General features: G+C 61.2%; 21 protein-coding genes. 6 read left to right on the top strand and 15 right to left on the bottom strand.

The features are described from left to right. The first annotated feature begins 1 nt into the window (after position 1). Both N5D61_RS08470 and N5D61_RS08475 read left to right on the top strand, forming a co-directional pair. Entirely contained in the window at positions 2-721 is a 720-nt protein-coding gene (locus N5D61_RS08470) for a lipopolysaccharide kinase InaA family protein (protein WP_108236942.1), read from the top strand. After that, a complete protein-coding gene (locus N5D61_RS08475; RefSeq protein ID WP_108236943.1) occupies positions 718-945 on the top strand; it encodes a hypothetical protein in 228 nt (75 codons plus the stop codon). Before N5D61_RS08470 ends, N5D61_RS08475 begins: the two co-directional genes overlap by 4 nt. A 235-nt stretch (positions 946-1180) precedes the next feature. Here the strand turns inward: N5D61_RS08475 and N5D61_RS08480 are convergent, their stop codons facing one another. The 10 genes from N5D61_RS08480 to N5D61_RS08525 all read right to left on the bottom strand — a co-directional run bounded on the left by N5D61_RS08480 (position 1181) and on the right by N5D61_RS08525 (position 15513). After that, complete coding sequence (locus tag N5D61_RS08480) at positions 1181-4219, bottom strand: multidrug efflux RND transporter permease subunit (protein ID WP_279891993.1); 3039 nt, start codon at positions 4217-4219, stop codon at positions 1181-1183. A 26-nt stretch (positions 4220-4245) separates the two neighbouring features. Continuing rightward, on the bottom strand, positions 4246-5397 hold the full coding sequence (locus N5D61_RS08485) for an efflux RND transporter periplasmic adaptor subunit (RefSeq protein WP_279891995.1): 1152 nt from the start codon (positions 5395-5397) through the stop codon (positions 4246-4248). Between the two features lie 118 nt (positions 5398-5515). Next, positions 5516-6637 carry a DUF1513 domain-containing protein gene (locus N5D61_RS08490; protein ID WP_279891998.1) on the bottom strand — a complete coding sequence of 374 codons (1122 nt, stop codon included), beginning with the start codon at positions 6635-6637 and terminating at the stop codon, positions 5516-5518. A 1-nt stretch (position 6638) separates the two neighbouring features. Next, positions 6639-7703, bottom strand: a complete 1065-nt coding sequence (locus N5D61_RS08495; protein ID WP_279892000.1) for an imelysin family protein — start codon at positions 7701-7703, stop codon at positions 6639-6641. Positions 7704-7734: 31 nt separating this feature from the next. Next, the gene (locus N5D61_RS08500) at positions 7735-9162 is read right to left on the bottom strand and encodes a di-heme oxidoredictase family protein (protein WP_279892003.1); all 1428 of its coding nucleotides are present in this window, start codon (positions 9160-9162) and stop codon (positions 7735-7737) included. Between the two features lie 143 nt (positions 9163-9305). Continuing rightward, positions 9306-9845, bottom strand: coding sequence for an AP2/ERF family transcription factor (locus N5D61_RS08505; RefSeq protein WP_146749656.1), 540 nt, complete (start codon positions 9843-9845; stop codon positions 9306-9308). A 236-nt stretch (positions 9846-10081) separates the two neighbouring features. Next, positions 10082-11428: an imelysin family protein gene (locus N5D61_RS08510; protein WP_279892006.1), complete on the bottom strand. Its 1347-nt coding sequence runs from the start codon at positions 11426-11428 to the stop codon at positions 10082-10084. 300 nt (positions 11429-11728) lie between these two features. Continuing rightward, positions 11729-13780: a bifunctional diguanylate cyclase/phosphodiesterase gene (locus tag N5D61_RS08515; protein ID WP_108236951.1), complete on the bottom strand. Its 2052-nt coding sequence runs from the start codon at positions 13778-13780 to the stop codon at positions 11729-11731. A 295-nt stretch (positions 13781-14075) separates the two neighbouring features. After that, the gene (locus tag N5D61_RS08520; RefSeq protein WP_108236952.1) at positions 14076-14672 is read right to left on the bottom strand and encodes a Fe-Mn family superoxide dismutase; all 597 of its coding nucleotides are present in this window, start codon (positions 14670-14672) and stop codon (positions 14076-14078) included. Positions 14673-14910: 238 nt separating this feature from the next. Further along, positions 14911-15513, bottom strand: coding sequence for a LysE/ArgO family amino acid transporter (locus N5D61_RS08525; protein ID WP_279892012.1), 603 nt, complete (start codon positions 15511-15513; stop codon positions 14911-14913). Between the two features lie 109 nt (positions 15514-15622). Between N5D61_RS08525 and N5D61_RS08530 the strand changes: the two genes are divergently transcribed. From N5D61_RS08530 to N5D61_RS08540, 3 genes are all read left to right on the top strand, one after another. Then, the gene (locus tag N5D61_RS08530) at positions 15623-16522 is read left to right on the top strand and encodes a LysR family transcriptional regulator ArgP (RefSeq protein WP_279892015.1); all 900 of its coding nucleotides are present in this window, start codon (positions 15623-15625) and stop codon (positions 16520-16522) included. Between the two features lie 95 nt (positions 16523-16617). Continuing rightward, positions 16618-17616 (top strand): NAD(P)-dependent oxidoreductase, encoded by a 999-nt coding sequence (locus tag N5D61_RS08535; protein ID WP_108236955.1) that lies wholly within the window; start codon positions 16618-16620, stop codon positions 17614-17616. A gap of 81 nt (positions 17617-17697) precedes the next feature. Beyond that, positions 17698-18558 (top strand): ATPase, encoded by an 861-nt coding sequence (locus tag N5D61_RS08540; protein ID WP_279892016.1) that lies wholly within the window; start codon positions 17698-17700, stop codon positions 18556-18558. Between the two features lie 92 nt (positions 18559-18650). On the opposite strand, the gene N5D61_RS08545 is transcribed toward N5D61_RS08540, so the two are convergent. The 3 genes from N5D61_RS08545 to N5D61_RS08555 form a co-directional block, all read right to left on the bottom strand. Then, positions 18651-19700 carry an alkene reductase gene (locus N5D61_RS08545; protein WP_108236957.1) on the bottom strand — a complete coding sequence of 350 codons (1050 nt, stop codon included), beginning with the start codon at positions 19698-19700 and terminating at the stop codon, positions 18651-18653. An 81-nt stretch (positions 19701-19781) separates the two neighbouring features. Continuing rightward, entirely contained in the window at positions 19782-20948 is a 1167-nt protein-coding gene (locus N5D61_RS08550) for an MFS transporter (protein WP_108236958.1), read from the bottom strand. 34 nt (positions 20949-20982) lie between these two features. After that, on the bottom strand, positions 20983-21285 hold the full coding sequence (locus tag N5D61_RS08555) for a helix-turn-helix transcriptional regulator (protein WP_279892020.1): 303 nt from the start codon (positions 21283-21285) through the stop codon (positions 20983-20985). Positions 21286-21524: 239 nt separating this feature from the next. On the opposite strand from N5D61_RS08555, the gene N5D61_RS08560 reads away from it, so the two are divergent. After that, the gene (locus tag N5D61_RS08560; RefSeq protein ID WP_279892022.1) at positions 21525-22121 is read left to right on the top strand and encodes an ACP phosphodiesterase; all 597 of its coding nucleotides are present in this window, start codon (positions 21525-21527) and stop codon (positions 22119-22121) included. On the opposite strand, the gene N5D61_RS08565 is transcribed toward N5D61_RS08560, so the two are convergent. Continuing rightward, a complete protein-coding gene (locus N5D61_RS08565; RefSeq protein ID WP_279892100.1) occupies positions 22082-22870 on the bottom strand; it encodes a lysophospholipid acyltransferase family protein in 789 nt (262 codons plus the stop codon). The genes N5D61_RS08560 and N5D61_RS08565 overlap by 40 nt on opposite strands. Next, positions 22870-23625 carry an L-ornithine N(alpha)-acyltransferase gene (gene olsB / locus N5D61_RS08570; RefSeq protein WP_279892026.1) on the bottom strand — a complete coding sequence of 252 codons (756 nt, stop codon included), beginning with the start codon at positions 23623-23625 and terminating at the stop codon, positions 22870-22872. Before olsB ends, N5D61_RS08565 begins: the two co-directional genes overlap by 1 nt. Positions 23626-23891 lie beyond the last annotated feature (266 nt).

Here is a 23891-nt window from a genome sequence, read left to right on the forward strand (position 1 = left end):
GATGGCCGTGGATTTCGCAGCAGATTCGACCCTTCCCGCCAAGGATCGCTTTGCCTATTTCTGGAACACCAAGGGTGATTGGGTGGAAGAGCCCAACGTGCGCCGCGGTGGAGAAAGTGGGGTTCAGCGTGTGGTGTCGGAAAACGGCCGTCTGCTGTATGTGAAGCGGCAGGTCGGCCATATTTATCGCAGTTGGCTACACCCCTTTGGTCGCCCCACTGTCCTGCGAGAGCGGGATGCGCTGGAAGGCCTGCGCCAGCTCGACGTCAACGTACCGCGCATGGTGTTCTGCGGCGCGGAGCGTGACGCGAACAATGAATGGCGCGCGTTGCTGGTGACCGCCTCCCTGGATGGCTTCGTCGAGTTCGAGCACTGGCTCAAGGCCGGCGGGCGTGAACAGCACGGCGAAGGGGTATATGAACAGATGCTCAAGGAACTGGCCGAGAATCTCGCGCGCATGCACCGGGGACGCTGGCAGCACAGCTGCATCTACATCAAGCACGTGTTCGTGCGTGTCGTGGGCGAGGGCGCCAGTGCGCGCCCCGAAGTCGCGTTGCTGGATCTGGAGAAATGCCGCCAGCGCCTGACCGCCTATGGTGCCGCCCAGCACGACATGAAACAGCTTCGTCGCCATTCGTCGTTTCAACCTGCGGACTGGAGCAAGCTCGTCTACTTTTACGAAGCAGCGTTTGGCAGCCCCATCAAAGGTTTAGATCGATGAAGTTAGAAATCGCTCGAGGTATGTTTCTGGTTGGAGCGTTAGGCATCGCATCCATAGCCATGGCCGCTTGGGAAACGCCCAAGCCGAAGATCCTGAGCGCAGTCCATGGGGAAGGCCAATGTGCCCTCCCGCGTGTGGCGAAGGCTGAATCGCCAGTACGGCCAGACCACGATTTGCTGTTGTTGATGTTTGGTCTGGCGCAGGGGACGAGGGGGCAGAATTGACCCTGGGTTGTTGGCTCTGGATCTCTTACTCTGATGCCCTGTCGGGCGCTAATCGCGGGCAAGCGCGCTCCTACGTTTTTTGAAACGTGCCAAATTCCGATGGACCGAGTTGTTAGCCTTTGAGCCACACATAAAAATCGTGTGTCGAGCACCAAGGCTACCCACGCGGTCCATCAGGCCATCGCACGTTGCAAAAAATGTAGGAGCGCTTGCCCGCGATAGGCCGGATAGGGCATCAATGGGGGGCCTTCGAGCCATGCCCGGTCGCCAGCACCACATAGACGCACGGCAGCACGATTAACGTGAACAACGTACCGACCGACATCCCCACCGCAATCATCAACCCGATGTCGAACCGGCTCACGGCCCCCGCCCCCGAGGCCAGAATCAAAGGCACCATCCCGAACACCATGGCCGCTGTGGTCATGAGTACTGGGCGCAGGCGAATCGCCGCGGCGGCTTCCACCGCTTCCCGGGCTGTGAACCCCTTTTCTCTGCGCAACTGATTGGCGAACTCGACGATCAGAATGCCGTGCTTGCTGATCAGGCCAATCAGTGTCACCAATCCGACTTGAGTGTAGATGTTCAGGGTGGACACCCCAAGAAACAGGGGCACCAGTGCACCGCAGATGGACAAGGGCACGGTCACCAGAATCACCAAGGGGTCACGAAAACTCTCGAACTGCGCGGCGAGCACCAGAAAGATGATCGCCAGCGCCAGGCCGAAGGTGACCCACAGCGCATTGCCTTCCTGGACCAACTGTCGGGAAGCCCCCGCATAGTCGTAAGCAAAGCCTGCGGGCGCTTCCTCCATGGCGATCTGCCTGACGGTGGCGATGGCCTCACCCATGCTCACCAGCGGGAATCCGGAAATGATCGCTGAGTTGAGCTGCTGGAACTGATTGAGCTGACGTGGCCGCGCCCGGTCGCTGACAGTGATCAGCGTCGACAGTGGCAGCAGGGTGCCTTGAGCGTTCTTCACATAATAGTTGGCTAGCCATTGCGGATTATCCCGATACGCTCGCTCCACCTGCGCGATGACCTTGTAGCTGCGCCCATCGATGGTGAACCGATTGATCTCCGCCTCGCCGAGTAGAGTGGCGAGGCTGCCGCCGAGATCCTGCATGGAAACGCCCATTTGCGCCGCCTTGGCACGGTCGATGTCGACCACCACCTCCGGTTTGTCGAACGCCAGATCGAGGTCAAGAAAGGCGAATTTGCCGGAATCGTTCGCGCGCTTCTTGATGCGGTTCACCACCTCCAGCAATGCCGGGTAGTCATTCGGAGTGTTGACCACGAACTGAAAAGGCAGGCCCTCACCGGTGCCGGGCAGCGAAGGCAGGTTGAAGCCGAAGATCTGCAAGCCGGTGATCTGTTCGAGCTTGGCCTGGACCTCCGGCAGCAATTGCATCTGCGTCCGGTTGCGTTCGTCCCATGGCTTGAGCAGGAACCCGCCCACGCCAGTCTGCACGCCATTGAAGCCATTGATCTGGAACGACGAGTAATACTCAGGAAACGCCTTGAAGATCTCGATGAACTGCTGCGTGTACTTGTTCATGTAATCGAGGTTGGTGGGCTGTGGCGAGGTGGCCATCATGAAGATGATGCCTTGGTCCTCATCCGGCGCCAGTTGCGACTGGCTGAACTTGAGGAATACCGGTATCAGGCAAAGCACCAGCACGGCGAACACCATCACCACTGGCCGGGTGTTCAGCGTGCTGTGCAGCAGGCGTTGATAGCGGACTTTCAACCCGTCGAACACTTGGTCGAGCTTGTGCGCCAGCCCGCTGGGGTTTTCGTCATGACGCAGGAGTACCGCGCACATCATGGGTGACAATGTCAGGGCGACGATCCCGGAGATGACCACGGCTCCGGCCAGTGTCAGCGCGAACTCTTTGAACAGCGCGCCCGTCAGCCCCTCCAGAAAGCCTATCGGCGCATAGACGGCGGCCAGGGTGATGGTCATCGACACCACCGGCATGGCGATTTCCCTCGCGCCTTCGAGCGCCGCGTCCAATGGGGTCTTGCCTTCCTCGATGTGCCGATGGATGTTTTCCACCACCACGATGGCATCGTCGACCACCAGACCGATCGCCAGCACCATCGCCAGCAACGTTAACAAGTTGATCGAATAGCCCATCATCTGCATGAAGAACAGCACGCCGATCATCGACAACGGGATGGTGATCACCGGGATCAATACCGAGCGCAGGGCGCCGAGGAACAGGAACACCACGACGATCACGATCAGCACCGCTTCAATCAGCGTTTTCACCACTTCGTGAATCGAGGCCTGGATGAACAGCGTGGCGTCGTAGGCAATGGAGGCCTTCAAGCTCGGTGGCAACTGGCTTTCCAGTTCCGGCATGATCCGGCGCACTTCCTTGATCACATCCAGCGGGTTCGCGCTCGGGGTACCCTTGATGCCGATGTAGACCGACGGCGTGCCGTCGAACGAGCTGACGGTGTCGTAGTTCTCCGCCCCCATTTCCACCCGCGCCACATCACCCAGCAGCACCCGGCTGTTGCCTTCGGTCTTCAAGGGGATGGCGGCGAACGTCTCGGGGGACTTGAGGTCCGTGGTGGCGTTGACGCTGGTCACCACGTATCCGCCCTTCACTTCGCCGGCAGCCGAAAGAAAGTTGTATTTGCGCACGGCTTCGGTCACGTCGTTCGCGGTCAAGCCAAAGCCCGCTAGCTTGACCGGGTCCAGCCACAGGCGCATGGCGAACACCTGATTGCCGAGGATTTCCGCTTCGGCCATGCCTGGCAGTGTGGCCAGCTTTGGCTGGATGACCCGCGACAGGTAGTCGGTGATCTGTGGGTTGTTCAGCTCCGCGCTGTAGAAACTGATGTACATCAGCGCCGAGGCGTCAGCCGCTTCCTTGCTCAGCACCGGGTCTTCTGCATCCTGCGGCAGCTTGTTCTTCACTTCGTTGGCCTTGGCGAGCAACTCGGTGTAGAGGCGGTCGGTATTGGCGCCGATGCGGGCATAGATGGAAATCACCGAGAAGTTCTGCCGACTGACCGAGGTCATGTAGTCAATGCCTTCCGCGCTGGCCAGGCTCTGTTGCAGCGGTTGGGTGATATAGCCTTGAATCGTCTCGGCGTTCGCACCGGGGTAGGCAGTGGTGACGGTGATCAGCGCGTTTTCCATCTGCGGGTACTGGCGGATGGTCAATTTGCTGAATGCCTGAAACCCCAGCAATACGATCAGCAGGCTGATGACGCTGGCAAGCACGGGGCGGCGAATGAACGGATCGGTAAATGCCATGAAAGCTCCTTCGGACAGTCGCCAGGTCAATCAGCCCTGGGCGGGGCGGTCTGTTCGACGGGGGCTGTCGGGTCGCCGCCGATGGCGACCGCCGTGCCGTTGTCCAGTTTCAACTGGCCGCCGGTCACCACCTGCTCGCCAGCCTTGAGCCCTTTGCGAATGATCACCTGCCCTTCGCGGCGCTCTCCGGTTTCCACAAAGCGACGTTCCACCATCAGGAGCGGCTCGCCTTTGGCGTTTTTTTCCGGCCGACCCTCGGCGTCGGTTTTCGGCGCAATGACGAACACCGAGTTGCCGTAGAGTGTGTAAGTGATGGTGCTCTCGGGGACGACCAACGCTTCCGTGTCCTGACCCAGAATGACTTGCAAGTTGGCGAACATCCCTGGCAGCAGTTTGCCGTCCGGGTTGGGCAGGGTGGCGCGCACCAGGACATTGCGGGTGGCGTCTTCGACCTTGGGGTTGATCGCACTGATGCGGGCATCGAAGCGCTCACCGGGCCAGGCGGCAACGCTGACCTGAACCCCTTGCCCGACCTCCAGCTTCGGCAGCGCCTGTTCAGGCACGTAGAAATCGGCGTAGAGGCTGCTCAAGTCTTGCAGCGTAGCGATCACCGTGCCGCTGGCCAGATAGTCGCCGACATCCACCTGACGAATGCCGATGGTGCCGCTGAACGGCGCGAGAATACGCTTCTTGGCCAGCGAGGCGTTGAGTTGCGCAACGGTGGCCGCGGCCTTTTTCTGCGTGGCGGCGAGTCGGTCGAATTCGCCTTTGGAAATGGCCGCGTCGCCGATCAGCTTGCTGCCGCGGACATAGTCGACCTGCGCCAGGCCCAAGTCCGCTTCGGCGGTGCCCAGCAGGCCCTTTTCCACGTCGCTGTCCAGTTGCAGCAGGGGTTGGCCGAATTTGACCTTCTGCCCGGATTCGAACTGCACCGCCTTGACCGTGCCCGCGACCTCCAGGCTCAGGTCAACGCCCTGCAGCGCCTTGAGGCTGCCGATGGCGGGCAGGCGGTTCTGCCAGGCGCGCGATTCGACGACCGCCACGGCGACATTGATCGGCGGTTTGGGTGCTGTGAATTGCTGGATCTGCTGGTAGATCGAAAACGCCTTGTAACCCCCCAAGGCCAACACCACGATCAAAGCGACTCCCAGCATGATCAACATGCGGCGACGCAACATATTCCACTTCCTTGGAAAACGGATGACTCAGGCGAGCACGGTAGTCCAACTCCGTCGCGCAGGCCATGGCAGTTGCAACAAATGTCGGCGATGCGCCGCCTTTGCGCGCACGTTCAGCTTATGCGGGCGAACGCTGCGGTCCCTGGACCAAATGCAGATGGTTGTCCCACAACCCCGCCGGCAGCGGCAAGGCCTCTGCCACGTCCGTGCGCGTGCGGCAGTCGTAAAAGCGGCAGCGGCCTTGGCCTGAGGTGACCACAAAACCATCGGCGACCGCGCCCACCCCCGCGCAATCCGGCAGCGGCGCGTCGAGCCGCAGCGCACCGCTGTCCAGCTCCCAGATGAAGAAACGATTGCCCCGTGGCGCCGTCAGCGCCACCAGTCGCAGTTCGTCATGGACCGCCACGCTGGCGGTGTAATGCGCCATGGCCTGCAATTGCGTCTCGGCCACGGGGAACGCTTGGAACGGTTGCCCGGGTCGCTTGATCGCCAACAGATCGGCGGACTCATGGGCCGGCCCCATGAATTGTTGACCGGTGACGATGGTGCCGTCACGGGCGATTGCCATGTGGCGCACGCTGTTCATCTGTTGCGGCAGGGCTTCCTTGCTGAGCAACGTGCCGTCGCGTTGCATCAACACGAGGCTCGCCTCCATGGCGTCGAGGTTCATCTCCACGCGGCTTTCCGCCTCGGTGCGAATTCCACCGTTGGCCACGACCAGCGTTTCCTCGTCGGGCATCCAGGCGACCTGATGCGGGCCGATGCCATGGGTGGGGATTTCCGCGGTGTGTTCCAGCCGCTCGTTCACGAACCGGTAGACGCCCAGCACGCCCCGGCCCGGCTCTGTGGTGTCGTTCTCGGTGGCGTACAGCCATTCGCCGTGCTTGTGAATTACAGCATGGCCATAAAAATGCCGGTGAGGCCCGGACACGATGGTTTGCAGCAGACGGCCATCGCGCAGATCGATCAGGTAGCTTTCCGTGCCGGGGCGCCGAGCGACGAACAGCGCAATCGGCCGTTCGGGGTGGTTGATGATGTCGTGGCAACGCTGAGCCACCTGGGTGGCAAACACTCGAGTGCCGTCCACGCGGTAGCCCACAGCGTAGTGCCGGCCCTCGGCGTCATCGCGAGCGGAGAGCAGCAGGGGGCTCTCGCCTTTTTTCCGCCACAGCGACCAGCCGCCCAGCGTGCACGCGCCAAGAACCAGACTGCCCAAGGCCAGAGCCTGACGTCGCAACATATCAGTCACCATCATTGGCGTTGAAACCGAGTTGGATGCCCAATGCCTTGGCCAATTCGCCTTCATGCAGGCGATGGACCACATTGAGGCTGTCGTAGAACGCGTTCAACTGCTGGCGGCCTTCTTCCGTCGCCAGCAGGTCGGCCAGCGGTGGCTTGAGTGCGGCCAGTTGCCTGCGGCTTTCGGCATAGGCGGCATCGATCTTTTCAGCCAAGGGCTTTTGCTCGGCCGGTAGCAGGCTGCGCAACCCCTTGTTGTCCACACCGGACCACACCGTCTCGGCACTCGTCAGACTGGCCTGCAGGCTGCTCAGCGAGGCCTTGCTGCGCCAAGCCTCGGCCTGGAACGGCTGCGGAACGCCTTTGGACTGCCGGCCCAGCGGGGTGCCGAGTTTCTTCTTCAGGCTGTCCAGCGCGGTGACCTGCACCCGCAGCAACTCGGCGATCGCTTCGTGGGAATCCGCATAGCGCGGGTTCGGGAATTTGCTCAACTGCGCGAGCATGCCGTCAGCGGCATTCCAACGCGTGAGGATTTCTTCCGCGAGGCTCTTCTGACGTTCACCGATGGCGGTCAGCAACGGGCAGTACTGGGCTTTCTGCTCGGGGCTGGCCAAGTCGATGTCGGCGTCGAACAGGATGTATTCGTAAGCGGACAAGCCTTGAACCACGACACTCGATTTCGCCAGCGCTTCAGCGGTGATCTGGGGCTGTGCGCTGATCAACTGCTCGACCTGCCGCCCGACGAGGTTTTTCTTGTCCGGCCAGAACTGGATCTGCCACGACCGGTTGCCTTCGGCCAGGGGGCCGATCAGCAGGGGTTGCAATTCGGCCCAAGCCTTTTGCGCATGAAGAAAGTCGGCGCGGGCGGCCTGCAGGTCGGTCTTGCCCTGACAGAACGCCAATGCGCTCGCCGCGAGTTGCCGGTCGGCGTCGACCCAACGGCTGTAGGTCGGCAGAATGACCTGCGTGGCGATGGCGGCGGACGTCACGGCTTGCGGGTCCGAGGGGGCGCAGGCACCCAAGGCCAGCGCGGCAAGGCAGGTGAACAACAGCTTGGGGCGGAACATGTCCGGCTCCTTATCAATCGGTAAAAACAGGTTATAGAGAGTTCAGGAATGCCAGCAAGGCCGCCCGCTGTTCCGCGTCGAAGGCCAGAACCTGGCGCTGCGCAGGCAGTGCCTCGCCGCCATGCCACAGCACGGCTTCCATCAGGTTGCGTGCACGCCCGTCATGTAGAAATTGCGTGTGGCCGCTGACGCTTTGGGTCAGCCCGATGCCCCACAACGGCGGGGTACGCCATTGCTGACCGGTGGCCTGGAATTCACTGAGGTTATCGCCCAGACCTTCTCCCATGTCATGCAGCAGAAGGTCGGTGTAAGGCCGGATGACCTGATTGGCCAGTTCGGGCTCCTGCGCATCGGCGGCAGTGGTGAACTGCGGCGTGTGGCACTGCTGACAGCCGGCCTTGAAGAACAGACTCTTGCCCTGTAATACCTGGGGGTCACCTACATCACGACGGGTCGGCACCCCCAGGTTGCGGGTGTAGAAGGTCAGCAGTCGGAGGATGTTGTCGCTGACCTCCGGCTCACCGTCGGGGCCTTTGCCGCTTGGGGCCTGAAGGCAGGCGGCCTGTGACGCTGTGCAGTCGTCTGCGGGCTTGAGGTGTGAGGTCAGCCCCATGTCCCCCGCCAACGCGTGGGCATTCTGTTGCTTGACACTGGGCTGTGACGCTTTCCAGCCGAAGCGGCCAAGCACGGTTTTCTGCCGAGCTTCGTCCCAGACCCAATTGGGCGTGCCGGTGATGCCGGTACCGTTTTTATCACCCGCGTTGACGTTGGCGAGGATGGCCGCTTCTGGAATCGCTTCCAGCAGGCCAAGGCCGATCATGGGAGGCGCGATCCGTGCCGATGCGCGGGTCTGCGGGTGCATGGGGCCGTAGCCCAGGCGGGTGATCTGTAACGTCGGGCGGCGCAGTTGAATCGGTGTACCGTCGCGGAAATGCAGGGTCAGTGAATCGTACTCGACCCGCACTTTCCCCTCCGGGGGGACGCCGGGAATCGCCATGTCCTGCAATTGCATGCCGTACACCGGTTCCGGCGTCAGGCCCAGTTGCTGCAGCCGTTGGCCATGCATGGGGTCATCGGGTATGGACAGCCGCACCAGCATGGACACCGCGTTGTCGGCGCCGGGTTCAGGCGGATGGCCGCGACCGTCCCTGATGTGGCAGTTCTGACACGCATTGGTATTGAACAGCGGCCCCAGACCATCGCGTGCGGTAGTGGTGGAGGGGGCGATGACCCAAGGGCTGCGGAAGAAGCTGTTTCCGACGCTGAAGTCCAGACGGCGCACGGGGGACAGGTTACCCGAGGGCAGGGCGAAGGCGTTTCGGTCACTGCGGCTGACGGTGGCCGCGCCCCCCGATAGGGCTTCGCCGGGCTCGGCTGCAGTGAAATGCGGGGCGTCGTCGCACCCACCGAGGGCCAGGGCCATCAGCAGAACGAGTGAAAGACGGGGCCACGCGGTCATACGGATCCTGCAAAAGCGGGGAATCGGGGCGGGCAAGCTTACCAGCCCCGTGGGGGTCGAATAAGAGGGATTTGCGTTTGTAAGGACCTCTCGAAACGTGTTGTAACTAAATACCGCCGCGCCACAACGCGCTCTTCATGTGCTCAGAAACCCGAGATTTCCAATGAGGGGTCTTCCACCATCAGCTGCATCAAACGTTGTTCGCCTTCCACCACTTTGAAACATCGGTACTCCCCGACGCTGTCGAGCTGACGTTCGCGCTCTCGAATCGCCAGTTCCTTGGCCCGCTCATAACCGTAGTGTTCCACCCGGAAGGATTTGGTCACGCTGCTGCCATTGCGCAGGGTAGTGCGAGCGACCCAGTAGGCAATGCCGGTGTAACAGCGGTAGTGAACGCCAGGGTGGCCACTGGTGTTGGTGGCGATCAGGCGCTGCCGGATGTCACGGGTGAGTTTCGGAAGATGAGTCAGCATCAACTCGTCACGGCACGCGTCGGCGGCTTTCCTGGCGGCTTCGCGTCCGCCGTACCGGGAAAATGAGAACAATCTGTTGAAGGTTTTTCCGTCGCGGTAAATGGTCACCTTCCAGGCTCGGGGACCTCGGGTGCCAACCAATAGATGGATGCCGTAATCATTGGCTTTGAGCTTGGTGACGCGACGCCTTTTGTTGTTTCCTTTCGGCACGGTCTGTCTCCTCCTGGATGGGATGGGATCAAAGGAGCGGCCATGATCAGGGGCGAATAAAAGGCGTTCAATCCGACAGAGTGCGAACAGGAAATACCCTACAAAACTTACGGATCGGTCTCGGAAATGCTGCCGTTCCACCCCCTTGATGAAGTGTTTCTGGCATCCAAAAAAAAGAGCCGACCCACGAAGGGTCGGCTCTGCTGGTTAGACCTGCCGCGCGTTGCCAGCGGCGATCAGAATTCGTGATCGGCGTTATCCGGGTTCAGGTCGGTGATGCCCAGCTTGCCTGCCGCTTGTTCGATGGCCCCGGTCTGCTTGACCAGTGCGGCAATTGCGTCACGCACGACCTGGTTGCCCGCGGTGTTGCCCGCGGCAATCAGTTGATCGAAGTGCTCGCCCTTGTTGGCATGATCGACCAGCACTTGCAGCTTGGCCTGAGTGTCATCCAGGTCGGCACGCAACGTCGAATCGGTCGCTGCATCGACCTTGGCAACCAGCGACGACAGGCTCGGGCCGCTGACCTTGCTGCCGTCCACACGGGTGTATTCACCCAGGTAAACGTTGCGGATACCCAGACCGTTGTAGAAGTGCGAGTTATGGGTGTTGTCGCTGAAGCAATCGTGTTCGTCCTCGCTGGAGTTGGCTTCCAGCGCGACCTTCATGCGTTCGCCTGCCAGCTCACCCAACGAGAGGCTGCCCATGCCGAACAGCATCTTGCGCAGGCCGCTTTCGCCGGACTCGGCTTCGAGGGTGGCGCGGTAGTTGTCGGCGACCCCTGGTTTCCAGTTGTTGACCATTTCTTCCAAGTCACTGACCAGCAGGTCAGTGGCGGCTTTCAGATAGGCGCGGCGGCGATCGTTATGGCCTCCGGTTCCCTCCTTGCCTTCGATGTAATCGCTGGCGGGACGCTCGCCCGCACCGGGTCCGGTGCCATGCAGATCCTGACCCCACAACAGGAATTCGATGGCGTGGTAGCCCGTGGCAACGTTGGCTTCGGCCCCGCCCAGTTCATTCAGACTGGCCAGTTTCTCCGGAGTGATTTCGCTGACATCCACTTTGTCTTCACCGACCTGGATGGAGGTGTTGGCGATGATGTTGGCCGTCGCACCCGGATTGCCCAATGCGTGCTGATAGTCCTTGGCGACGTAGTCGATCAGCCCTTCGTCCAGCGGCCAGGCGTTCACCTGGCCTTCCCAGTCATCGATGATGGTGTTGCCGAAGCGGAAGACTTCTGTCTGCATGTAGGGAACGCGAGCGGCCACCCAAGCGTCGCGGGCGGCCTTGAGCGTCTGGTCGTTCGGCGACGCCAGGAAAGCGTCGACGGCAGTGCTGAGATGCTTTGCGGTGGATTCGGCGTCGCTGAAGGCGGCATACACGATGTTCGCGTAGTTGGCGACCACTGCCTTGGCAGCGGCGTCGCTGGCCTGGGCAGGTGCAGCAGCAGGCGTTGGCGTTGGCGCGGAAGCGGCGGGAGCCGGGGTCGGTGCAGCGGCGGCGGGCTTGTCCTTGCCTTGGTCGCAACCAGCCAGAGCGATAGCGAGGGCCAGCAGACTGGCGGCAGCCAGGGGCTTACGAATCATGACGGAATCCTGCGTCGAGAGGGGAGAAGAACGGTGGTGAATGGCTTAAAAAATCTGCGACATAATGCGAAAGATTTGCATTCTGTGTAAAGGCTAAACGGTGGGTCGTGCGGGAGGAGATATTTCAAGCTGTTACAGAACGGAGCGCAACAGAAAGGGCGCTGCGTCAGGATGAAAAGCCGGAAATCGCATTCGGCGCCGCATGTCGAAGTCCAGACCGATCAATGCACCGCTGCGCTGGCTGCGGTCGTCGGCAGGCCCGCAACCCTCGGGTTGAAAGGGGGCATATGCCCACGATGGTCACAACACGCTGACGTGGGTGCGCTGCGCCTGTTTGAGATAAGAGAGCAGCTCCCGTGCAGGCAGTGGCTTGCTGTAGAAATAGCCTTGCCCCTCGTGGCAACCCTCGGAAATGATGTAGGCCTCTTGTTCCGCGGTTTCCACGCCTTCGGCAATGACCTGCATCCCGAGGCTTTTGCCCAACTGAATGATCGCCCGCACGATCGTCGCGTCGTCATCGTCATCGATGAGGTCTTGAACGAAGCTCTTGTCGATCTTGATCTTGTCCAGCGGCAGACTTTTCAGGTAGCTCAAGGACGAGTAACCGGTACCGAAGTCGTCGATGGCGATCAGCGCGCCCGAGCGTCGCAGACTGAGCAAATGCTGCGCCGCCGTGCTGATATCTTCCATCAGGCCGGTTTCCGTCACCTCCAGCTCCAGGCTGCGTGGCGGGAGGCGGTAGATCTGCAACAGATTGTTCACCACCCGAGGCAGTTCGGAGTGGTGAAGTTGCACGGTGGACAGGTTCACCGCCATGCGCAGCTCGGTGAAGCCCTGATCGTGCCATTCGCGCAATTGCTTGCAGGCCTGATCCAGCACCCATTCGCCGATGGCGATGATCGTGCCATTTTGTTCGGCCAGCGGAATGAATTGGTCAGGCGGCACGAAGCCGTGTTCAGGATGTATCCAGCGGATCAGCGCCTCGACGCCCACCACGCGGTGGTCGCGGTAGCTGATCTGCGGCTGGTACACCAGATGAAACTGGTTGCGCACCAGCGCTTCGCGCAAGTCTTTCTCGAGCTCGCGGCGGCGACGCATTTCGCTGTCGACGCTGGCGATGTAGAACTGGTAGCGGTTGCGCGACCGGGTCTTGGCCAGGGTCATGGTCTGCTCGGCTTTCTGTAGCAGCTTTTCGGTGCTGTCGCCGTCCTCCGGAAACAGGGTGATACCGATGGTCGCCCTTAGACGGATTTCTTCACCGTCTACCGCGAAGGGAGCCTCAAGGTCGTCGAGAATGCTCTGCGCCAACTCGGCCGCTTCGTAGGGCTGCTCTATGTCAGCCTGGACCAAGGCGAACTGATCGCCGCCCAGGCGAGCCAAGGCACCGAGCCTGCCACTGTGGGCGCGCAGGCGGTCGGCCAGCGCGAGCAGTAACTGGTCGCCCGCCTGATAGCTGAATTGTTCGTTGATGCCTTTGAAATCATCCAGGCCGACGCATAGCACCGCAACCCGATGCTGGACGCGCCCGGCATCGATGAGGATCTTGTCCAGTTGGTTTTGCAATTGCTGGCGATTGGGCAGGCCGGTCAGGAAATCGTACTGAGCCATGCGTTGCAAGCTGGATTCGGCTTCATGGCGCAGATGCGTATTGCGCTCGATGGAGGCCAGCAACTGGTTGGCAGTCGTGACCCAGATGCCCAACTCGTTCCTTTCATGGCCCTTGAGCAGCGGGAGCTGATGCTCGCTGGGGCGGTCGGGGTTGATGCTGGTCAGGTGCTCGATGATGCGCGACAAGGGCTTGGTCAGCAGCCAGTGATAGACCAGATAAAGCACCAGCCCCATCGCCAACGCACGCAATACGCCGGAAATGAAGATGATCATCGAATTGAGCAGAAAACCCTCACCGTAGGTGGCGGTGTCCAGGGTGATGCGCAAGTCGCCGTAGTATTCGCTGTAGGGGCTGCGGCCCACCAGTTGGGTCGTGAAACTGCGTTCCTGGCCGAGAATCAGATCGGTCAGCCAACGGGTGGGAGACGATTTGAGATCGCGGGACTTTTCAGCCAGCAGCGTTTCGTTCGGGTGGCCGATGGAGGCCATGCGCACGGCCTTGTCTTGAAACAGGCCTTCGATGACCTGCATGCCCATCTCCCGGTCCAGGCTATAAACAGCCTGAGTCGATGGGTCGCGGAACATGTCCAGAATCCGGTCGGCGTCCGTGGCGACGGCCTGTCGCGTCTTGTAGGCGTCGTAGACGATTTGCGCGCAACTGAGCACGACGCCCACCACCAGCGCCGACAACAACACCACACGCAGCAGCTTCACCGACAAGCTGTTTTTGAGTTCCAGCTTCAAATGGCCATTCCTTCATCCATGCTGATAGCGGGTGACGTAACAAGCATTGGCAATACCGCGCCAAGGGTCAAGGGGTTGGGAGACCCCAGGACCCGTTTCACTCAGCATACGATTCCCATGGGGGCGATCAGGGCTGTCGGTACTGTGTCGGTAACTTCTGAGCGGAACTTGAGCGTCGTTTCGTCGACTCCGACCGAACCTGATATTAGTCCGCTATCGTTGTCTGACAATACATAAACCGGAATGCAAGGCAAAAAAAAACCCGGACGCGCCGGGTTTTTCGATTTGAAGCCAATCAGGCGGTGAATGCCTTGCCTTCGAACTGCTCGGCAACGAACTTCCAGTTCACCAGGTTCCAGAACGCCTCGACGTATTTTGGACGCAGGTTGCGGTAGTCGATGTAGTAAGCGTGCTCCCAGACGTCGCAGGTCAGCAGCGGAGTGTCGCCGTTGGTCAGCGGGTTGCCTGCACCGATCGTGCTTGCCAGGGCCAGAGAGCCGTCAGCTTTTTTCACCAGCCAGCCCCAGCCGGAGCCGAAGGTGCCGATGGACGTCTTGCTGAACTCTTCTTTGAATTTGTCGAAGGAACCGAATGCCGCGTTGATGGCGTCAGCCAGTGCACCGGTCGGTTGGCCGCCAGCGTTCGGTGCCAGGCAGTTCCAGTAAAAGGTGTGGTTCCAGACCTGAGCGGCGTTGTTGAAGATACCGCCCGAGGAAGACTTGACGATTTCTTCCAGCGTCTTGCCTTCGAACTCGGTGCCTGGGACCAGGTTATTCAGGTTCACGACATAGGTGTTGTGGTGTTTGTCGTGGTGATATTCCAGCGTTTCCTTGGAGATGTGCGGTGCCAGGGCGTCATGAGCGTAAGGCAGCGGCGGCAATTCGAAAGCCATGGTAATTCTCCTAATCAGGTCAGGTTGCGGTTAGCGCAAGGCCGATCACGGACGGCCAGACAGAATACGCCGACGAGTTTTTACTCTTTGCGACGCAGGGGCTGGATCATAGCACCGGGTCCGGCCCATAACCACGCAACAACTGTGTGGGATAGAGGTTCCGGCGACGTGCAAGGATTTGACGACAGGTGTCGGCTCCCGCCGCGCAAAACCGGCGCAACCCTGCTGCCCGACAGCGTTAAACCGTTCTGATCAACTGCACCGCGACGCTGAACATCATCGCCGCCACCATCAGATCCAGCAGCCGCCAGGTCGCAGGGCGAGCGAGCCAAGGTGCCAGCCAAGCCGCACCGACCGCGAGGGTGGAGAACCACACCAACGATGCACTGGCGGCGCCTGCCACGTAGGCGCCGGGTTCAGCCTGCTGAGCACCGAGGGTGCCGATCAGCAGAACGGTGTCGAGGTACACGTGAGGGTTGAGCAAGGTCACTGCCAGTGCCGTCAGCAGGACCGCTCGACGCGAGCGCTGGCCCTGGCCGTCACCTTGCCGCAGGCTTTGCGGCGAGAGCGCGCGGCGCAGGGCCTGAGTGCCATACCACAGCAGAAACGCTACTCCGCCCCAGCGAGCCACCGCCAGCAATGTGGGGCTGTGAGCGAGCACATTGGCCAGTCCGAACACGCCGGCCGCCACCAAGATTCCATCACACACAATGCACAGCACGGCGACAGACAGATGGTGTTCACGGCGCAGGCTTTGCGCGAGTACGTAAGCGTTCTGGGTGCCAATCGCGACGATCAGGCCGAAGGCCACCAACAATCCGTTGAAATAGCTTTGCCACATGACTTCCGGGCTCCTGGGTTGGTGAGGTGCGATGGACAGAGGTGGCCAGTGTGGCGTGATTGCTTGTATAAGAAAAACCAATACTGCTGATTACTCATTAGGAAAAATGATGTTCGATTACAAACTGCTCGCCGCGTTGGCGGCCGTCATCGAGCAGGCCGGTTTCGAACGCGCCGCACAGGTCTTGGGGTTGTCGCAGTCGGCAGTCTCGCAGCGCATCAAGTTGCTGGAGGCACGTGTCGGCCAACCGGTGCTGGTGCGCGTCACTCCGCCGACCCCGACGGAGATTGGCGAGCGTCTACTCAACCATGTTCAACAGGTCCGGCTGCTGGAACGTGATCTGCAGAGCGTTGTGCCCGCGCTGGATGAAGGCGGTGCACCCGAGCGGTTGCGAATCGCGCTCAATGCCGACAGCCTGGCGACTTGGTGGGCGGCGGCGGTGGGGGATTTCTGTGCCGAGCACCAGATGCTGACCGACCTGGTGGTCGAGGACCAGGATGTGGGTCTCAAGCGCATGCGGGCGGGTGAAGTGGCGGCGTGTCTGTGCGCCAGTGAGCGGCCGGTGGCCGGAGCGCGGAGCCTGTTATTGGGCGCGATGCGCTATCGTGCGTTGGCCAGCCCTGAATTCATCGCACGTCATTTTCCCAACGGTGTGACGCCGCAGGCGCTCGCGCTCACGCCGGCACTGGTGTTCGGGCCGGACGATTACCTTCAGCATCGCTACATGGCGTCGCTGGGCATCGAGGGCAGCTTTCAGCATCACCTGTGCCCGTCCTCCGAAGGGTTCATGCGCATGACCGAGGCTGGCATGGCGTGGGGTTTGGTGCCCGAGATGCAGGTTCGCCAGCAACTGGCGAACGGCAGCTTGGTGGAGTTGTTCGCCGAGCGCTGCATCGATGTACCGTTGTACTGGCATCATTGGCGCAATGGTGGGCAGTTGTTGGCTCGCTTCACCGAACATCTGGCGAACAAAGCGAAACAGTGGCTAGTGCCGCTGGACCAGCAGTGAGCGTCAAGGATGTCTGATTCACGTAATTACTGCAGCCAACCGGCGACCTTGGGTCGTGATTGAATTGGCTGCAGCCAGTCAAAACGGAGCGGTACATGAAGATTCTGGTCACCGGCGCAAGCGGCTTTATCGGCGGACGCTTTGCGCGTTTTGCGTTGGAGCAGGGGTTTAGCGTCCGGGTCAACGGCCGTCGTGCGCAAGGCGTCGAACATCTGGTCCAGCGTGGCGCCGAATTCATCCCAGGCGACCTGAACGATCCAGAACGGGTGCTGGCGCTGTGCGAAGACGTGGAGGCGGTGGTGCATTGCGCCGGTGCGGTGGGGACGTGGGGCAGCTACCAGCATTTCCTTCAAGGCAATGTTCAGGTCACCGAAAACGTGGTCGAGGCGTGCCTCAAGCAGAGGGTGCGTCGGCTGGTGCACCTGTCCTCGCCGTCGATTTATTTCGATGGCAAATCACACGTGGGTATCCGTGAAGAGCAGGTGCCCAAGCGGTTTCACAATCACTACGCCGCCACCAAGTACCTCGCCGAGCAGAAGGTGTTTGGCGCCGAAGAGTTCGGCCTGGAGGTCATTGCGCTGCGTCCGCGATTCGTCACCGGCGCGGGTGACAACAGCATTTTCCCGCGGCTGATGCAGATGCAGGCCAGAAAACGTTTGTCGATCATCGGCAATGGCCTGAACAAAGTGGACTTCACCAGCATCCAGAACCTGAACGAGGCGCTGCTCAGCAGTTTGCTGGCGACTGGGTCGGCGCTGGGCAAGGCCTACAACATCAGCAACGGCACGCCGATCCCGATCTGGGACGTGGTGAACTACGTAATGCGCAAAATGGAGTTGCCGCCGGTCACGCGTTACCGCGCGTACGCCTTGGGTTACAGCGCAGCGGTGGTCAACGAGACGGCATGCAGGCTTTGGCCAGGCCGGCCTGAACCCACGCTGTCGCGAATGGGAATGCAGGTGATGAGCCGAGATTTCACCCTCGATATCAGCCGCGCCCAGTATTATCTCGACTACCAGCCCAAGGTCAGCGTCTGGACCGCCCTGGACGAGTTCTGTGGTTGGTGGAAAGCGACGCACGGGACGGGTGTATAAAACGCCCGGCGTTGCGGACGGTCACAAGGTTCGGCGGGTTGAGTCCGCCTTCAAGATTCAACGGATTTCAAAGGTAACCCCATGCGTAAAGATCCGTATGACGACATCGACGACGTGCCCAGCCTCAGTGCCAAGGACGATGACGATGATTTCATTCCCGACGCCAAGACTCGCGAGCGGACCACGGTCTATTCGCGGACCACGCCGGTGGTCAAGGTCAAGGCGCCCGGGACAGGTGCCTTGTGGGCATTGATCGGCGCGCTGTTCATCGCCTTCTGCGGACTGGGTTGGTGGAGCTTCCAGCAGGTCTCGCTGATGGAGCAGCAATTGGTGGCGACTCAGGAAAGCTTTGCGCGCATCAGCGAGGAGGCGGCCGGTCGACTGCAGGACATCTCCGGCAAATTCAACGCCAGTGAGTCGGAAGCCAACAGTGGCGGCGAAGCGCTCAAAGCGCAGATCAAGCAGTTGCAGGATCAACTGGCTGATCAGAGCCGGCAGCAGCAGGGTGTGGCAGGGGCGCAGGGTGGTTTGGACAAGCGTCTGGAGCAGATCACCAGCCAGGCCGCGGCGCAGCAGGCGACCACTCAGCAAGTGCAGGACCAGCTCAAGACGATTACCACCGAGCTTGCGGCGTTGAAGGCAGCGATGCCGGACGGCAAATCGGCCCAGACTGAGCAGGATCGGCTCGATACGCAGCTCAAAAGTCTGGCTGCGGACGTGGCGAACCTGAAGAAAAGCAACAACAGTCAGGCGATCGAACGGCTCGAACAGGACATGATTGTGCTCAAGAGCGAGCAGGATAACCGTTCGGCGCAGCCGACTTCTTCGGGGGCGAGCACTCAGGAATTCGACGCGTTTCGCGGGCAGATGACACGCAATCTGAATACGCTGCAGAGCCAGATTCAGACGTTGTCGCAGCAAATCAACGCGCGGGGGCAGTAGGTCCCTGCCGCATCGTTACGCCGAAGCCCTTCAGCCCTCTGCGCGAGCATGCCCGCGATGAGGGGTGAAGGGCATCAACGTCATATGACGACTTACAGCGTCGGATAATCCAGATACCCGACCGGACCCTTAGCGTAGAAGGTCTCAGGATGCGGCTCGTTCAGCGGCGCATCCTTGGCCAGGCGCGCAGGCAGGTCGGGGTTGGCGATGAAAGGTACGCCGAAGGCCACGGCGTCGGCCTTGCCCTCTGCCAGCCAAGCGTTCGCGCTTTCCTTGGTGAATTTTTCGTTGGCGATGAACACGCCACCGAAGGCCTGTTTCAAACGTGGCGCGAGGCTGTCGTCCAGTTCACGTTCGCGGGCGCAGATAAAGGCGATACCGCGTTTGCCCAACTCCGAGGCCACGTAGGTGAACGTCTCGGCCAAGTTGTCGTCGCCCATGTCGTGGGCATCGGCGCGAGGTGCCAGATGCACGCCGACGCGGCCAGCGCCCCAGACTTCAATCGCCGCATCAGTCACCTCCAGCAGCAGCCGTGCCCGATTTTCCAGCGAGCCGCCGTAGGCATCGGTGCGGTGGTTGGTACTGCTTTGCAGGAACTGGTCGAGCAGGTAACCGTTAGCGCCGTGAATCTCGACGCCATCGAAGCCAGCAGCCTTGGCGTTTTCTGCCCCCACGCGGTAAGCCTCGACGATGTCGGCGATTTCAGCCGTTTCCAGGGCACGTGGTGTCGGGAAGTCGACCTGTGGGCGAATCAGGCTGACGTGACCTTTTGGCTGGATGGCGCTCGGCGCCACGGGAGCTTCGCCGTTCAGATAACTGGTGTGGGACACGCGGCCCACATGCCACAACTGCAGCACGATCTTGCCACCGGCGGCGTGAACGGCCTTGGTGATGTTGCTCCAGCCGCGAACCTGGTCGTTGGACCAGATGCCGGGGGTGTCCGGGTAGCCCACGCCCATTGGCGTGACGGAGGTGGCTTCGCTGATGATCAGACCAGCCGAGGCGCGCTGAACGTAGTACTCGGCCATCATCGCGTTTGGGACGCGACCTTCGTCGGCGCGGCAGCGGGTCAGCGGGGCCATGATGATGCGGTTGCTCAGGTCCAGTTCGCCGATCTTGATCGGGTCAAAAATCGTGGTCATCGGAAGAATCCTCAATTGCAGTCGGTAAAAGGTTGAATCCGCAGTCGTTAACGCAAGTGCCGAAGCGCTGACTCGTAAGGCTCAGTTCGCTACAGCAGCCAGCCCGGCATCGCCGCGCTGACGGAAATTAATCAGGGTGACCAGTAAGGCCAATACCGCCAGGGCGCCTGCGGCCAGTGGCACGCTGGTCAGGCCGAAACCGTGGGCGATGACACTGCCGCCGACCCACGCGCCCAAGGCGTTGCCGACGTTGAAGGCGCCGATGTTCAAGGTCGACACCAGATTCGGTGCGTCCTTGCCAAAGGTCACGACGTTGATTTGCAAGGCCGGCACCGCGGCGAAACAGGCGACGGCCCAGAGGAACAACGTCACTTCGGCCGGAACCAGCGCAGCGCTGGTCCAGCTCAGGAGCGTCGATACCACGGCCATTGTGATGAACACGCCGATCAGCGTGGCGGCCAGGCGGCGATCTGCCAGTTTGCCGCCGAGGATATTGCCCACCGTCAGGCCAAGGCCGATCAGCATCAGGGTCCAGGTCACGCCGCGCGGCGAGACGCCTGTGACGTCGCCGAGCAACGGCGCGACGTAGGTGAACAGCGCAAACACCGAGGCTGCGAACAACGCGGTCATGCTCAGCGACAGCCAGATCCCGGCACCTTTGAGCAGGGCCAGCTCAGCGCGCATATTGAGTTTTTCTTCATCGCGCTTGGCAGGCAGGAAGCGGATCAGGCCGATGAAGGCAATCACGCCGATGACCGTCACGGCGAAGAAGGTCGAGCGCCAGCCCGCCTGTTGCCCGAGTGCAGTGCCCAGCGGCACGCCCAGCACGTTGGCCAGGGTCAGCCCAGTGAACATCAACGCGACGGCCGACGCCCGGCGATTGGCTGGCACCAGTCCGGCAGCGACTACCGAGCCGATGCCGAAGAATGCGCCGTGACACAGCGCGGTGACGACCCGGGCCAGCATCAGAATGGTGTAATCGGACGCTATCGCGCACAGAAGATTGCCGACGATGAAGATCCCCATCAGCGTGATGAGTGCGGCTTTGCGCGGCAGACGGGAGGTGGCCATTGCCATGAATGGCGCGCCAATGGCGACCCCCAGTGCATAGCCGGTGACGAGCCAACCGGCGCCGGGAATGCTGACACCCAGGTCGGCGGCCACGTTGGGCAGCAGGCCCATGATGACGAACTCGGTGGTGCCGATGGCGAAGGCGCTCAGGGCCAGAATAAGTAGCGAAAGAGGCACAGTGCGTCTCCTGAATCCGTAGGGAAGCGTCAGCTCAAAGCTGTTCGTTCAGTTCGTGCAAAAACGCCTGAATGACGGCTTCGTCGCGTTTGAAGAAATGCCACTGCCCGTGCTTTTTGCTGGTGATCAGGCCGGCACGTTGCAGCTGTGACAGGTGAGCGGAGACCGTCGATTGCGAAAGACCTGCGCGCTGGTCGATCTGACCGGCGCAGACACCGCCTTCGAAGGAGTGTTGTTGGTCGGGAAAGCAGGTCGCCGGGTCTTTCAACCAGGCAAGGATCTGCCGACGAACCGGGTGCGCCAGGGCTTTTATTATGTCGTCGAGGTCGATAGGCATGTCGTTCTCACGGGTGCGTAGCGGTATATCGCGATGGGGCGAACTTTATATCTATAAATCGCGATATACAAATATGATTTGGCGCTAAGGACACAATAAATCGGTATATCGGGTTATAACGATATGAGTCGTCGCAGGCTGGGCGGCTTGAACAAGTGTCAGCAACCACGCACTCTAACCGGCGTGAACAGGTTCCCACCCCGGGCCCGTGCGCCTTCAGCAAAAGGTCCTGCGTTCCCATGAACTACCTCGCACACCTGCATCTCGGCGGCCAGACACCCCCGCAATTGCTTGGCAGCCTCTACGGCGACTTCGTCAAAGGATTGCTGGTTGGGCGCTTTCCCGCGGACGTCGAGGGCGCCATCCGCCTGCACCGTCGCATCGATGCATTCACCGATGGTCACCCGGTCATCAGACAGGCCATGGAGCGTTTTTCGACAGTGCGCAGACGTTACGCCGGGATCGTGCTAGATGTGTTTTTCGACCACTGCCTGGCCCGCGACTGGAATCGTTACTCCGATGAGCCATTGTCATCCTTTACCGACAAGGTCTACCGCATATTGGCCAACGAGCCCGATTTGCCGGAGCGTCTCGCGCTGATCGCCCCGCGCATGGCGGCCCAGGACTGGCTGGGGTCCTACGCGGAGTTCGAGGTGGTGGGCAACGCACTGGCCGGCATTTCCCGGCGTTTGTCGCGCCCAGAAGCACTGGCCGGGGCGATGCAGGAGCTGAGGGCGCTTTACGAACCCTTGAGTCAGGACTTCCGTGCGTTCTATCCCGAACTTCAGGCGTTCACTCAGGCCGCCTTGGCGGCCGAGCGCGCCTCAGTCTCTTGATCCGTGCTGCCGAACAAGACTGTCTGCACGGCCTGCTGGGCTTCGAAGGCCAGGGCCGCGCGTTCTTTGCCCTGGGTTTCGATTGGGGTCAGCAGGTGAATGTGCACCTCGCTCACTTCATGGGCGAACAGACGCCGCAGATGCGAAAGCAGGTCGTCATCCCCGATGAATGGCGCGATGCGGTCCGGATGCCCATCGCGCAGGTACTGGATCGCGACCGGTTGCAGCGGCGTCCCGGTATCGATGGCGCTGGCCAGAAGACGGCCATGGAAGGTGCGCAGGCTGCGACCGTCGGTGGTCGTGCCTTCCGGGAAGATCACCAACGAATGCCGATTCAACAAATGTTGACCCATCTGTTTCTGGATCAGTTTGCTGTCGCCCGAGCCGCGCCGAATGAACAGCGTGCCCGCTTTCAGTGCCAGCCAGCCGGCCACCGGCCAGGTCCGGACTTCGGCCTTGGACAGAAACGACAACGGGGCGAGCATCCCCAGCAGTGGAATGTCAGTCCATGAAACATGGTTGCAAACCCACAGCATCGGCTGCGCGGAGCGTTGACCGCTGACGGTCACCCGAAACGGCAGGGCGGCCGTCAGGCGACCCATGAACCAACGGGTCCAGCGCTGCCGCCGAGCCATGGACGCACCCAGGCGCAGCCGTTCCATCAGCGCGAAAGTGCCCGCGATGCTCAGGCCCAGACCGATGACCCACAACACACGAATGACCCGCGCGTGCCTGCGCAGCGCCCTCATCATACGGCTGCCTTGAAATGACGCGCATAGCGAGGGCACAGCTCGTCGCGCTTGAGCAGGATGAACACATCAGCGACCTGAAAGTCTTCGTCCCAGCACGGCTCACCGCAGATCTTCGCACCCAGACGCATGTAGGCCTTGAGCAGCGGCGGCATTTCGCAGATGACGTTGTTCGGCAGGTCCAGATTTGGCAGTGGTTTTTTCGGCTCGGCGCGCAGGTGCTCAGTGCTCAGATAACGTTCGCGCAGGCGCTGCATGATCGCGTGAGCTTGAATGCCGCCGTCCTGCATGGGAATGCTGGCGCAGCCCATCAGGTAGCTGTAACCGCCTTCGTTGAGCACCTCGGCCAGTTCGCTCCAGAGTACGGCAATGGTGCCACCGTTACGGTAGGAGGGGTCCACGCAGGTGCGGCCCAGCTCTAGAATCGGCCCTTGCAGGTGACCGAGGCCATGCAGGCTGAATTCTTCTTCGCTGTAGAAACGGCCCAGGGAGGTGGCCGCTTTGTGGTCCAGCAAGCGGGTGGTCGCGACCAGGCGGCCGTTACTCAGATCGCGCACGCCGATGTGCATGCAGTGAACGTCATAGTCGTCGATGTCCAGGCCCAGCTCGGCGCCTTGGAGTTTGGCGTTGAATTCGCCACTGAACACGCTGAAGCGCAAGGCCTGCGCTTCCTGCAAGGCATAGGTCCCGATCAGGCGTTCTGCCTGCAGGCGACGGTCGGAGCTGGTGTCTCGAATGCTGGCGATCTGAGTCATGTGGCGTCTCCGTGGGCCAGCCCTGGTCCAGGCCGGTCGACTGATTATTCGATGCATTGCTGTACGAATTCAGGCTAGGGAGGGCCGATGTCACGACCGTTAAGCTTTGGTGATGGTTGCGTGACAGGGGGCGCGTTATGGGGAACACGTATTGGTTTCTGGCCGCAGGCCGGGAGAGCGCGGCGCAATGGCAAGGCGCGCGCCAGGGCTGCCGATTGCTGCCCCCGGTGCCGTAACGTCGAACATCCCGATTTGCTTGCGGTCTG

This window comes from Pseudomonas sp. GD03842 (assembly GCF_029841165.1).
Classification (GTDB): domain Bacteria; phylum Pseudomonadota; class Gammaproteobacteria; order Pseudomonadales; family Pseudomonadaceae; genus Aquipseudomonas.

Coding starts and splice junctions, on each gene's coding strand:
- N5D61_RS08485 (WP_279891995.1), bottom strand. CDS start 5,397: ATGTTGCGTCGCCGCATGTTGATCATGCTGGGAGTCGCTTTGATCGTG.
- N5D61_RS08545 (WP_108236957.1), bottom strand. CDS start 19,700: ATGACCACGATTTTTGACCCGATCAAGATCGGCGAACTGGACCTGAGC.
- N5D61_RS08510 (WP_279892006.1), bottom strand. CDS start 11,428: ATGATTCGTAAGCCCCTGGCTGCCGCCAGTCTGCTGGCCCTCGCTATC.
- N5D61_RS08555 (WP_279892020.1), bottom strand. CDS start 21,285: ATGCCTATCGACCTCGACGACATAATAAAAGCCCTGGCGCACCCGGTT.
- N5D61_RS08540 (WP_279892016.1), top strand. CDS start 17,698: ATGCGTAAAGATCCGTATGACGACATCGACGACGTGCCCAGCCTCAGT.
- N5D61_RS08500 (WP_279892003.1), bottom strand. CDS start 9,162: ATGACCGCGTGGCCCCGTCTTTCACTCGTTCTGCTGATGGCCCTGGCC.
- N5D61_RS08480 (WP_279891993.1), bottom strand. CDS start 4,219: ATGGCATTTACCGATCCGTTCATTCGCCGCCCCGTGCTTGCCAGCGTC.
- olsB (WP_279892026.1), bottom strand. CDS start 23,625: ATGACTCAGATCGCCAGCATTCGAGACACCAGCTCCGACCGTCGCCTG.
- N5D61_RS08470 (WP_108236942.1), top strand. CDS start 2: ATGGCCGTGGATTTCGCAGCAGATTCGACCCTTCCCGCCAAGGATCGC.
- N5D61_RS08565 (WP_279892100.1), bottom strand. CDS start 22,870: ATGAGGGCGCTGCGCAGGCACGCGCGGGTCATTCGTGTGTTGTGGGTC.
- N5D61_RS08530 (WP_279892015.1), top strand. CDS start 15,623: ATGTTCGATTACAAACTGCTCGCCGCGTTGGCGGCCGTCATCGAGCAG.
- N5D61_RS08560 (WP_279892022.1), top strand. CDS start 21,525: ATGAACTACCTCGCACACCTGCATCTCGGCGGCCAGACACCCCCGCAA.
- N5D61_RS08495 (WP_279892000.1), bottom strand. CDS start 7,703: ATGTTCCGCCCCAAGCTGTTGTTCACCTGCCTTGCCGCGCTGGCCTTG.
- N5D61_RS08535 (WP_108236955.1), top strand. CDS start 16,618: ATGAAGATTCTGGTCACCGGCGCAAGCGGCTTTATCGGCGGACGCTTT.
- N5D61_RS08525 (WP_279892012.1), bottom strand. CDS start 15,513: ATGTGGCAAAGCTATTTCAACGGATTGTTGGTGGCCTTCGGCCTGATC.
- N5D61_RS08475 (WP_108236943.1), top strand. CDS start 718: ATGAAGTTAGAAATCGCTCGAGGTATGTTTCTGGTTGGAGCGTTAGGC.
- N5D61_RS08520 (WP_108236952.1), bottom strand. CDS start 14,672: ATGGCTTTCGAATTGCCGCCGCTGCCTTACGCTCATGACGCCCTGGCA.
- N5D61_RS08490 (WP_279891998.1), bottom strand. CDS start 6,637: ATGTTGCGACGTCAGGCTCTGGCCTTGGGCAGTCTGGTTCTTGGCGCG.